We start from the raw sequence: 9,945 nt of genomic DNA on the forward strand, positions 1-9,945 counted from the left end.
ATAATTTGTAATTTCACTAAATTATAAACGTTTCAAACAAGAAAAAGTTTTGTTTTTTCGACGGAGCATATAAATTTCATTTTTTTACATGTGTATATGTATATCACTTTCATATAATACATCTTATAGGATGATAAAACGGTAGAGAGGTAGTTTTTTATAAAAAAGGAGGGATTAGTAAAAGAACAGGGCATAGGCTATTAGGATTTCTCAAGTACAAAGACATATCCAAAATCATAAAATGTTTCCTTATAAAAAAAGACCAGCCAAAGGGCTGGCCCATAGTAATAATTTGATTAAGCTGTGCAACGTGTCCTTGAATTTGGATTGTGTTTGAGCTTGGAACTCCAGTTAGAACTGGTAAAGCGAATACCAGTAAAAAGCTAGTCGCTAAAACTAAAGCCATCTTTTTGGTCAATTCTTTCCCACAGATTTTGCAATTGGTCCCTTGCTTCAGAAACAGCATACCGTTTAAATCTTTCAAATAAGCATGCACAATTATATGAAAGAGGTACTTTATTAATAGCTTCGGCCTTTTCCCACGCAATTAAGAGGCATTTGAAACCATATGGATATCTTCCTTTTAATAGGTTGTATTTAGCCAACTTATACCAGAATCTTACAGTTTCTTCGAGTATAACTTGCTCCTCTGTTAATGTATTCGTATATGCTTGATCTCGATAAGCTGCAATTTGGGGTTCAAAGCGCTGAAGAATATGATCAATGTCGATGTTGTACCGATTAGCTACTTCTATGACGTTTAAAAGTTCTGCAAAAATATGTTTTTCACCAGATATATATTCTACGTAATCCGGTAGAACGCTAATATCTCCAGACATAAGCCTATTTACGTAAGTATTAATTTTGGCCCATTGCTGAAATTTATCTTGCCAATGGAGTGTATCTGAATCAGTTTCCTTAATCCAGCCTAAATCAGTATATCCACGTATATGCTCTAAAGCCTGTTCATGATCTCCTTTTGCATCACAAGCATATGCACACATCAGTTCAGCGTAGGCTATGTATACAAAAAGAGGCCTACTAAGTTTCTTTCCCGTTTTAATTTCTCGCTTGGAATTATGAACCAAATCATATTGAATTTTTCCTAATTTATACATTTGACATGAGAATTTATAGACCATATCCCACATACTCAATGATCTATACACGTTTGCTAAATCTTTCAAGGCATCCAGTTGTTCAACTTCATCCAAACGCTCAACAAAAGCTTCAAATTTAGCAGCCGTTTGAAGATTTTGAGTCTGATCTTTACCAAGGCGAATATTGAACAAGCGATACTGGCAAACAGCCAATCGCTCTGAATATTGTTGTCTTTCACTCTCGGCTACTTTTTCATAAAGATAAGCGGCTCCATCCAGGTGTCCTTTTTGAAATGAACTTTCAGCTAATTCAAAGAGGGAAGTAATATAGGCCGATGGATGATCTAGCAGCATACCTACAACTCGCTCTAAGCAATCCAACCGTGTAAGCTCCACACAGCGACTTAAAAATGGGCTGATTCTTCGCCAGCTGAGCCGAAATTCTTCAATACACTCTTCAAAATAACGCTCGTAAAAATGGTCTGGAGGTAAACCCATGCCCATCGTAATTCTATCTAATTGGTGCATCGAAATAGAACGATTGCCCGTCACAATGCCACTAACGGTACCTACATTCAAATCAATCATACCACCAAACTTGGTCATGCTTAAGCCTTTTTGCTCCAGATACTTTTTAATTTCTGCCCGAATCGTAGGTGCGTTTTCCACGGTAAACCACCCTTTCAGCATGAACTTTAAAATGTGAAATTGTAAAAATGGAGAATTAAAAAATATAATATAATGAAATATTTGTCACTTCACACGATACCATGTTTTGGAACAAAAATAAATACTTTTCTTAAATAGGAGAGAGTTGGATGGTGGACGTAAAAATGACAAGGATTTCAGACACTTTGGGTAGACTCGTAATTCCCAAAGAGATACGCGTGGGTTTCTATAATTCTAATTTGAAGGAGGGCATCACTTGAAGAGTACAGGTATGACACGTCCTTTAGATACGTTAGGCCGAATTGTTATTCCTAAAGAAATGCGGATTTCAATGGGGATTGATATTGGCGACCCATTAGAATTTTTTAAAGACGTTGAATCGGGTTTAATGGGTATACGAAAGTATTATGGATCTTCTTGTAAATTGTGCAATTCAGGCGAGAGCTTAACCTATTTCAGGAATTCACTTTTATGTAGGCAATGTATACTCGACATGAAAGGGAACATAGGTGTCATTCCTGTTATTAAGAAACCTGCGTATATAGAAAAAAGAGTAAATCGGTCGTTACAACAATTGAAAAAACTAAGAAGTCTCATACGCGAACATCCCCATGCCAAGCAAAGTGAATATGCAAACTGGCTTGGAGTGACAGCAAGCCGTATATCCCAACTTAAAAAGTTATTGTAAATATCGTTCGGATTTTGGAACGTATACCTGGTTGGCCGTGGTTTGTCATCGACAGTTTTGCGTTATTAACGAGTTTCTTATTCTTTGGGAACTTATTTTTTCGAAAATACGAGCGTTATATGAAAAAGCATGTATGGCTTTATCGGGTGATAAACGGCTTGATGCTGGGGATGTTCGGTATTCTGTTGATGATGCCAGGTGTATGGATCCGTGGAGATATTATGGTCGACCTGCTTTATCGTCTTTTCATCACCGGTGGCCTGACAAATGTCTCTCTGATCGCTACCATTAATGCCATACTAACGCTGAGCATTAAACCACCAATCAACCCTTTGGAGTTGTGCTGTTGGATATTGATTACTTTAAAAATATTAACGATACGTACGGTCATCTCTTTAACCGTATCCATCGGAGCAGGCAGCTTCCCCGACATTGCATTGGAGCATTGAATGCAAAAAGTAGACGCGGCTCTATATAAAGCTAAACGTTCAGGACGCAATCGGGTAGAAATAGCAAAACGATAATTATAAGTCGCTAAATGTCAGGAAAGCTGGATTATTGTTAATAAAAAGTGGTAAAATGGAAATATGAATCGTATTAGAAAACTTTCTGCCGCTAAAGGAGACATGCCTTACAATCGACAGGGGGGGTGGGCTTTTTGAACCTCGAACAATTGGAAAAACTCATGGAAGAAGAACGCCGCGAACTAAATCGTATGGTAGCCTTACATGGATTAAGGGATGAACGTGTATTGGACAAATCCTCTCGGCTTGACCGAATTATGGACAAGTATCTCCACACCAAGCGTGCGGTCAATGGTAGCAACCAGACACATCCATAGAAGAAGGCTACACCGCTGCCCGTAAGGGCAGCTTTTTTGTACATAGCGTCGTATCCCACTCCCGTACCTGTACGTGTTAACTTTCCGTTAGACACTACTTTCTTCCGTACTCCGTCCGCAGTAGTTTCTGCGTAAAGGTAATCCATTCTCTGGCGGCAAAGGACAGATACCGATCCTTTCGCCAGATCATCCCTAGATGCCAGGGAATGACGGGATCAACGAGTGGAATAATACGCAATCGTTCAGAATCAAGGTCACGGCAAATCGCTTCCGGCAGCAGCGCTATCCCCAAGTTGGCAGCAACCATTTCGCTGATCAGGTCCCATTGTGAGCTTTCATAGACGACGCGCGGCTGGAAGCCAGCCCGGACACACTCTGCAATAATACGGTCATGCAGTGTAAAATCCTCGCGGAACAGTACAAACGATTCCTCCGCCAGTGCTGCCAGCGGTACCTCTGTATGCTCTGCCAGTACATGCGTAGGGTGAACCAGCAAGTTCAGCTTTTCCTCCACGAACAGAAACGTCTCGAATATGTCCCCACTCGGCGGCAGCACAATTACGCCGATATCCAGTGCGCCCGCGCCTACGTCCCGCTCTACTTTTTTCGCCCCATCCTCAAATAGCTGAATGGTCACATCGGGATATGCCTTGTGAAATTCCCCAATGACACGCGGAAAAAAGCTCGATCCGACCATGGGGGGCAGGCCGATACGGATGTGCCCTTTTTTCAGGTTCATCAAATCACTCAGCTCGGAGGACAAGCTCTGGAAGGACTTCACAATCGCTTGCGCCTGAAGCTCAATCACCTTGCCCGCATCCGTCAGCTCGATTCTTTTGCCGATCCTGTCAAATAAAGCGACACCCAATTCATCCTCCAGACTTTTAATCGTCTTGCTGATCGTCGGTTGTGTAACAAACATGCTTTGGGCCGCCTTCGTAAAGCTGCGCAAGCGCGCGACCTCCAAAAAATACTGCAAATGTCGGATATCCATTCTATCCCCTTCTTCCATAGATAAACGGAATACATCTTATTCTTTATATGCATTTTACTCATGAAAGCCTGTGATGTAAAATTTCATTACGGTTTGAAAATAATGAAACTCTCAGATAGGAGCCATTATATATGAAAAGCTTCATACGCGGTGTCCTCCAGATCGCCGTCCTGATGGCCTTTTCGCTCATCCTCAACGCGGTGGTCTCCTGGCTCCACCTGCCTGTACCCGGCAGCATTATCGGCATGCTGATTCTCTTTATACTGCTGCAAACAGGCGTGATCCGCCTAAGCTGGATTGAGATCGGCGCAAACTGGTTGCTGGCTGAACTGCTATTATTCTTTATTCCCTCTGCTGTCGGCGTTATGAATTATTGGCCGATGCTGGAACATGATGGTATGAGCATTATGCTAGTCGTACTGCTCGGTACCTTTCTCGTGATGGCCTGCACGGGCATGATCGCCAGTCTGCTCGGCAAACGAAAGGAGCACAAATCATCATGACCGGTCTTCTATGTATTGTATTGACACTCGCTATTTATTGGATGGCCAAACGCATGTACCGCACACTGCCCAAGGTGTATATGTCTCCACTACTCATTACACCGATCATTATTATTTTAATTTTAACGCTTTCGGGTGTAAATTACCGTTCCTATAACTCGGGTGCTCATTTGCTCTCCATGCTGCTCCAACCAGCCACGATTGCATTTGCCGTCCCTTTATACCGATATTTCCCTGTGCTAAAAAAACATGCGGCCCAAATCGTACTTAGCGTGCTGTCTGGTTCAGTCGTAGCCGTAATATCCTCCATGGTACTTGCCAAGTGGATGCATCTGGATTCCTCGCTGATGAGCAGCCTGGTTCCTCGCTCCATTACGACACCGATTGCCATGAATGTTTCACAAACGATTGGTGGCAATCCGACAGTCACGGCTGTGTTCGTTATTTTGACCGGATTGAGCGGTCTCATTATCGGTCCGATGATCGTTAAGCTGTTCCGTATCGAAAATGAAGTTTCGCGCGGTGTGCTGCTCGGTACGGGCGCTCATGGTACGGGTACTTCCAAAGCATTCGAGTTCAGTTCGCTGACGGGCACTATTTCCAGCATCTCTATGGTGCTCGCCGCTCTCTTTACCCTGGCGGCTGCGCCGTTCCTGTTCCACTTGATCCTGTAGCTCAGTAAAGCACAAGATACTGAAGGACACCGCACCTGATATACAAAACGAAGAACCTCCGTTCCACTAGCTGTAGTGGGACGGGGGTTCTTCTCCTATTTGGGAGCAAGGCCCCCTCATCTTTCCTTGCAATCAGATCGCTTTAACAACGCCGGGTTTCTCCTCTGCCTCAACAGGGCGTCACGGCTTCACGCAAATAAGCGTCCAGCTCTGCCGCATATTGGCGCTCTTGCGCGGCGCTCCAGCCTGCATGCTCAGACATCAGCGCAATGACGGGCTGCTTCCAGCGCTTCACCCCGTCAATCTGAAAGAACAACGCCCCGGTGCGGCGTATGAAAAAATCAGACGGTGTCACCGTCATTTCCTGCTCCATGGCATACAGGAGCGGGACACACACTTCCACGGGCAGCGCGGCTTCCGCCTCGCTGGCCTTCTTCATGCTGCGTGCCGCTATGGCAAACAGCCGCTCCACATTGGAGCCGTATCGGGTGGCCCATGCTCTAGCGGTTTCTGGCGGCAACCCGAGCGCAGCTCCCGCTACCGCTTGCCCGCTCACGAAGGCGTCCCAACTGGCGGAGCCGCCTACGTTGCCGCCCGAGATCGGGATGTGCCTGGTGCGGCATGCCCGGAAGCTCTGCCCATGCAAGCGGCCCAGCTCCCGTACCGCGCGGTCTACGACCAGCTCGGACATTTTCCGGTAACCTGTCAGCTTGCCGCCCGCAATCGTGATCAGACCCGAGCGGGATTTCCAAATTTCATCCTTGCGAGAAATTTCCGAAGGGCTTTTGCCGTCCTCATAAATGAGCGGCCGCACACCTGCCCAGCTTGATTCCACATCCTTGACGGTCAGCTTCACCTCAGGGAACATGCCGTTGATCGCTTGAAGTACATATGTCCGGTCTTCCGCAGTCATTCGGGGATAGGCTGTATCCCCTTCATATACCGTGTCGGTCGTACCCGCGTACGTTTTCCCGTCACGGGGAATGGCGAATACCATTCTTCCATCCGGTGTATCAAAATAAACGGCCTGTCTGAGCGGGAATCGCTTGGCATCGAACACCAGATGGACGCCTTTAGTCAGGCGAAGCACCTTACCTTCTTTGGATCGATCCATTTCCCGCAGTGTATCCACCCACGGCCCGGAGGCGTTAATCACCAGCGAAGCCCGGATTTCATGAGACTGCCCCGTTACCCGATCCGTTATGGTTGCGCCGCTAATTCGTCCGTCATTATACAGCAGCTTGTCGGCCTTGGCGTAGTTTACAGCCAAAGCCCCTCGCGCAACGGCCTCCTTCATGACCTCAATCGTCAGGCGGGCATCATCCGTACGGTACTCCACATAGCTGCCGCTTCCCTTCAGTCCTTCCCGCTTCAACAAAGGCTCCCGCTCCAGCGTGGCCCGAATATCCAGCATCCGGCGGCGTTCGCTATGCTTAACTCCGGCGAGAAAATCATACACCAGTAGTCCGACAGAAGTGGTAAACGCGTTGAACGTGCCTCCCTTGTGAAATGGGAGCAGCATACGCTCCGGCGTGGTCACATGCGGGCCGTTTTCGAATACAATCGCCCGTTCCTTCCCGACCTCGGCTACCCTTTTAACCTCAAACTGCTTCAAATATCGAAGACCGCCATGCACCAGCTTGGTAGATCGGCTGGACGTACCTGCTGCAAAATCCTGCATCTCGACCAGAGCAGTCTTCAAACCGCGCTCAGCGGCATCCAGTGCAATCCCTGCCCCTGTAATCCCACCGCCAATAATTAAAATATCAAAATGCTCACGCTCCATACGCTCCAAAACTGCTGTTCTCTCCTGCGCAGCAAATGCAAGCTCTCCCATTGTCTATTCCTCCATCTCTATGTTCACTCGCCGATCCCATCATCAAAATACAAAAAAAGACCACGAACATCGCTACGGCACATGCCGAGCGGTTCATGGTCTCTCCAAATCTCCTGACGGGTATTAACTTATCTACATCCTAGCACACACCATACGCCGTGAAAAGGGATTATTACCTATTGCTATAATGCTCAAAAAGCTGTTTGTTGGAGGTCGTTACCGCTGCAGCTCCGGCAACGAGCGCCGCTTCCACATCCTCCGGAGTACGAATCAGTCCTCCCGCCAAGATGGGAATCCCCGTGCGTTCACTGACCTCTGTAATCATGGGCGGAACAATGCCGGGTAGTACCTCAATGTAATCGGGTTGCGTTTTTTCCACCAGCGCGTAGCTTTTTTCCAGCGCAATCGTATCTAGCATGAATACACGTTGCACAGCGAGAATACCCTTCTTTTTGGCGGTCGCAATCACACCGGATCGGGTCGAAATAATACCGAACGGCTTAATCTCCTGACACAAATATTCAGCGGCATATTCATCATTCTTCAAGCCCTGCACCAGATCGGCATGAAGAAGCATCTGCTTGTTGCGACTCCGTGCCAACTGATACAGGCTGCGTAGCTGTGCTACGTGCGTATCCAGAAAAACAGCGTACTCATAGGAGCTGTCTAAAATATCCTCCAGCTGTTTCATATGCTTAGCCGCAGGCAAAATGCGTTGTCCCTGAAATGGCATGGATATCCTCCTTAAATCCCTAGGCAAACATGTCGGTCAAATCTTTCAAATTTTATATTATCACTCTGTTCAACGAACGTGAAGCAGTTTCATTTTAGGCATATATAAATAGCTAAATCTGGATCTTGACCTCTCCGCTTGGATCACCGGACATGGACAGGTCCTTCAGGTCTGCGGCAGACTTAGCGTTATCGTCTGCGCACTTCTGCGCTACGGGTTCGAGGTGTACCTTTTTACTCATATCGGTTCACTCTTCCTTTCTTGTCTGTTGTTTTTATCTATCCAAAGTTGCTTATCCAGGCTCATTCAGCTTCACCTTATATACTTAAACGGGATCATTTCTTTTTAATCTGATGGCTGTAGGATGCCTAACACAAGGACTTGACTTTCATTCTTATATGTAACTATAATAGTTACATATTTAAGTTCGTGAATGAATAGGATGCGCTTACGATCAAACTAACGAATCATCCTGATCATATTTATAGGAGGCTATCTATTATGAAAATTGCAGTTATTGGTGCAGGCGGTAAAGCAGGAGGCAACATTGTTAAAGAGGCATTGGACAGAGGGCATGAAGTAACGGCGATCATTCGCGACCCTGCCAAAGTAACAGATAGCCGTGCGACTGTGGTACAAAAAGACGTTTTCGATCTGAAAACAGACGATCTGAAAGGCTTTGACGTTGTCGTTAACGCTTTTGCTGCTCCACTCGGTCAAGAGCATCTGCATGTAGATGCAGGTAACGTTCTGATTGAAGCACTGCGTAATGTGTCCGGTACTCGCCTGATTGTTGTCGGCGGCGCAGGCAGCCTGTTCACAGATGAGTCCCAAACCTTGTTGGTAAAAGATATTCCTGGTTTCCCGGATTTCGTATACCCAACAGCTAATAATCAAGGAAAGAACCTAGAAATTTTGCGTGGAACCAGCGATCTGAACTGGACTTTCATTAGTCCTTCCGCTGAATTTGCTCTTGGCAAACGCACCGGCTCTTATAAAATTGGCAAAGATGTGCTGCAAGTCAATTCCAAAGGCGCAAGCTATGTCAGCTATGAAGATTATGCGGTGGCTGTAATTGACGAAATCGAGAAACCACAACACCTGAACCAACGCTTCACCGTGGTATCCGAGTCCTAAATTAGCCCTGACTAAACTGAATAATTTATGAATATTAAATTTTAACCCTAGAGATGTATGCTTCCAAACTTACATCTCTAGGGTCTTTATGTTGCTTTATTTTATATACTGAAATAGCTTAACCAAACGTTCTAATTTAGTTCTTATCAGTAGATACAAATACAGATGACTCCTGTTGTAGAAGTCATCTGTATTCATATTTCCTAGAATATTTCCTCTATTCGTACAAATTTACACAAAATTTCTTATTCAGATACGGATTCTTCAGAAATGTTTTCTTCTTTACGATTCACTGGCATGAATACTTCGCCATTCACATCCGTCAAATGAAGGTCCGTGTCTTTTTCTATTACACTTGGGAATTCGGTCACACCCATTTTCCACTCGGTAATCTCCTCAATGGGAGGAAGATTATTGTACGTGTCATTAGTTACGGATGGTATCTGAATTTTATTCAACATTAGCGTTTGACGAAGCGTTGCTTCCGTCTGCAATGTGCTCCAGTCACTTGTGTTCTTAGCCGTTTTTGTACGCACACGGTACTTGTGCGACGTGCCTGCACTCAGCTCACTATGGGTGAAACTGGCTTCCGTCACAGCTGGGCGGATGACTCCATCTACCTCGACCTCATAGCTTTCTGCTCCAGCAATCGGTCCCCAACTCAGCGTTATCGCATTCGTCGTTGACGTTGCTTTAGCCACTGGCGTGTTCAGCAAAGTCACACCGGTGACGATCTCGCTCCATACTCCTACTCCTGCTGCGTTTTTCG

12 protein-coding genes are annotated in these 9,945 nt (G+C 45.7%); 6 read left to right on the forward strand and 6 right to left on the reverse strand.

The features are described from left to right. Positions 1–383: 383 nt before the first annotated feature. Positions 384–1,769, reverse strand: a complete 1,386-nt coding sequence (locus ACWGOO_RS13040; protein WP_452483978.1) for a helix-turn-helix domain-containing protein — start codon at positions 1,767–1,769, stop codon at positions 384–386. Positions 1,770–2,025: 256 nt separating this feature from the next. Between ACWGOO_RS13040 and ACWGOO_RS13045 the strand changes: the two genes are divergently transcribed. From ACWGOO_RS13045 to ACWGOO_RS13055, 3 genes are all read left to right on the forward strand, one after another. Further along, positions 2,026–2,457, forward strand: a complete 432-nt coding sequence (locus ACWGOO_RS13045) for an AbrB/MazE/SpoVT family DNA-binding domain-containing protein (protein WP_452483980.1) — start codon at positions 2,026–2,028, stop codon at positions 2,455–2,457. Between the two features lie 340 nt (positions 2,458–2,797). Then, on the forward strand, positions 2,798–2,935 hold the full coding sequence (locus ACWGOO_RS13050; RefSeq protein WP_452483982.1) for a diguanylate cyclase domain-containing protein: 138 nt from the start codon (positions 2,798–2,800) through the stop codon (positions 2,933–2,935). A gap of 180 nt (positions 2,936–3,115) precedes the next feature. After that, a complete protein-coding gene (locus tag ACWGOO_RS13055) occupies positions 3,116–3,298 on the forward strand; it encodes a Spo0E family sporulation regulatory protein-aspartic acid phosphatase (RefSeq protein WP_452483983.1) in 183 nt (60 codons plus the stop codon). Between the two features lie 94 nt (positions 3,299–3,392). Here the strand turns inward: ACWGOO_RS13055 and cidR are convergent, their stop codons facing one another. Continuing rightward, entirely contained in the window at positions 3,393–4,292 is a 900-nt protein-coding gene (cidR, locus tag ACWGOO_RS13060; RefSeq protein ID WP_452484025.1) for a cidABC operon transcriptional activator CidR, read from the reverse strand. 131 nt (positions 4,293–4,423) lie between these two features. Here cidR and ACWGOO_RS13065 point away from each other — a divergent pair, with 131 nt between their 5' ends. Both ACWGOO_RS13065 and ACWGOO_RS13070 read left to right on the forward strand, forming a co-directional pair. Next, positions 4,424–4,795: a CidA/LrgA family protein gene (locus tag ACWGOO_RS13065; protein ID WP_014278636.1), complete on the forward strand. Its 372-nt coding sequence runs from the start codon at positions 4,424–4,426 to the stop codon at positions 4,793–4,795. After that, the gene (locus ACWGOO_RS13070) at positions 4,792–5,469 is read left to right on the forward strand and encodes a CidB/LrgB family autolysis modulator (RefSeq protein ID WP_452483986.1); all 678 of its coding nucleotides are present in this window, start codon (positions 4,792–4,794) and stop codon (positions 5,467–5,469) included. The genes ACWGOO_RS13065 and ACWGOO_RS13070 overlap by 4 nt, the downstream gene beginning before the upstream one ends. Before the next feature lie 169 nt (positions 5,470–5,638). Here ACWGOO_RS13070 and ACWGOO_RS13075 read toward each other — a convergent pair whose 3' ends face one another. The 3 genes from ACWGOO_RS13075 to ACWGOO_RS13085 all read right to left on the reverse strand — a co-directional run bounded on the left by ACWGOO_RS13075 (position 5,639) and on the right by ACWGOO_RS13085 (position 8,280). Continuing rightward, positions 5,639–7,306: a glycerol-3-phosphate dehydrogenase/oxidase gene (locus ACWGOO_RS13075; RefSeq protein WP_452483988.1), complete on the reverse strand. Its 1,668-nt coding sequence runs from the start codon at positions 7,304–7,306 to the stop codon at positions 5,639–5,641. Between the two features lie 172 nt (positions 7,307–7,478). After that, positions 7,479–8,039 (reverse strand): glycerol-3-phosphate responsive antiterminator, encoded by a 561-nt coding sequence (locus tag ACWGOO_RS13080; protein WP_452483990.1) that lies wholly within the window; start codon positions 8,037–8,039, stop codon positions 7,479–7,481. Positions 8,040–8,151: 112 nt separating this feature from the next. Next, entirely contained in the window at positions 8,152–8,280 is a 129-nt protein-coding gene (locus ACWGOO_RS13085; RefSeq protein ID WP_452483991.1) for a hypothetical protein, read from the reverse strand. A gap of 260 nt (positions 8,281–8,540) precedes the next feature. Here ACWGOO_RS13085 and ACWGOO_RS13090 point away from each other — a divergent pair, with 260 nt between their 5' ends. Then, positions 8,541–9,176, forward strand: a complete 636-nt coding sequence (locus ACWGOO_RS13090) for an NAD(P)-dependent oxidoreductase (protein WP_452483993.1) — start codon at positions 8,541–8,543, stop codon at positions 9,174–9,176. Between the two features lie 245 nt (positions 9,177–9,421). Here the strand turns inward: ACWGOO_RS13090 and ACWGOO_RS13095 are convergent. Continuing rightward, a partial coding sequence (locus ACWGOO_RS13095; RefSeq protein WP_452483995.1) for a hypothetical protein occupies positions 9,422–9,945 on the reverse strand: 524 nt, incomplete at its 5' end.

It is taken from the genome of Paenibacillus sp. NPDC055715 (genome assembly GCF_053617595.1).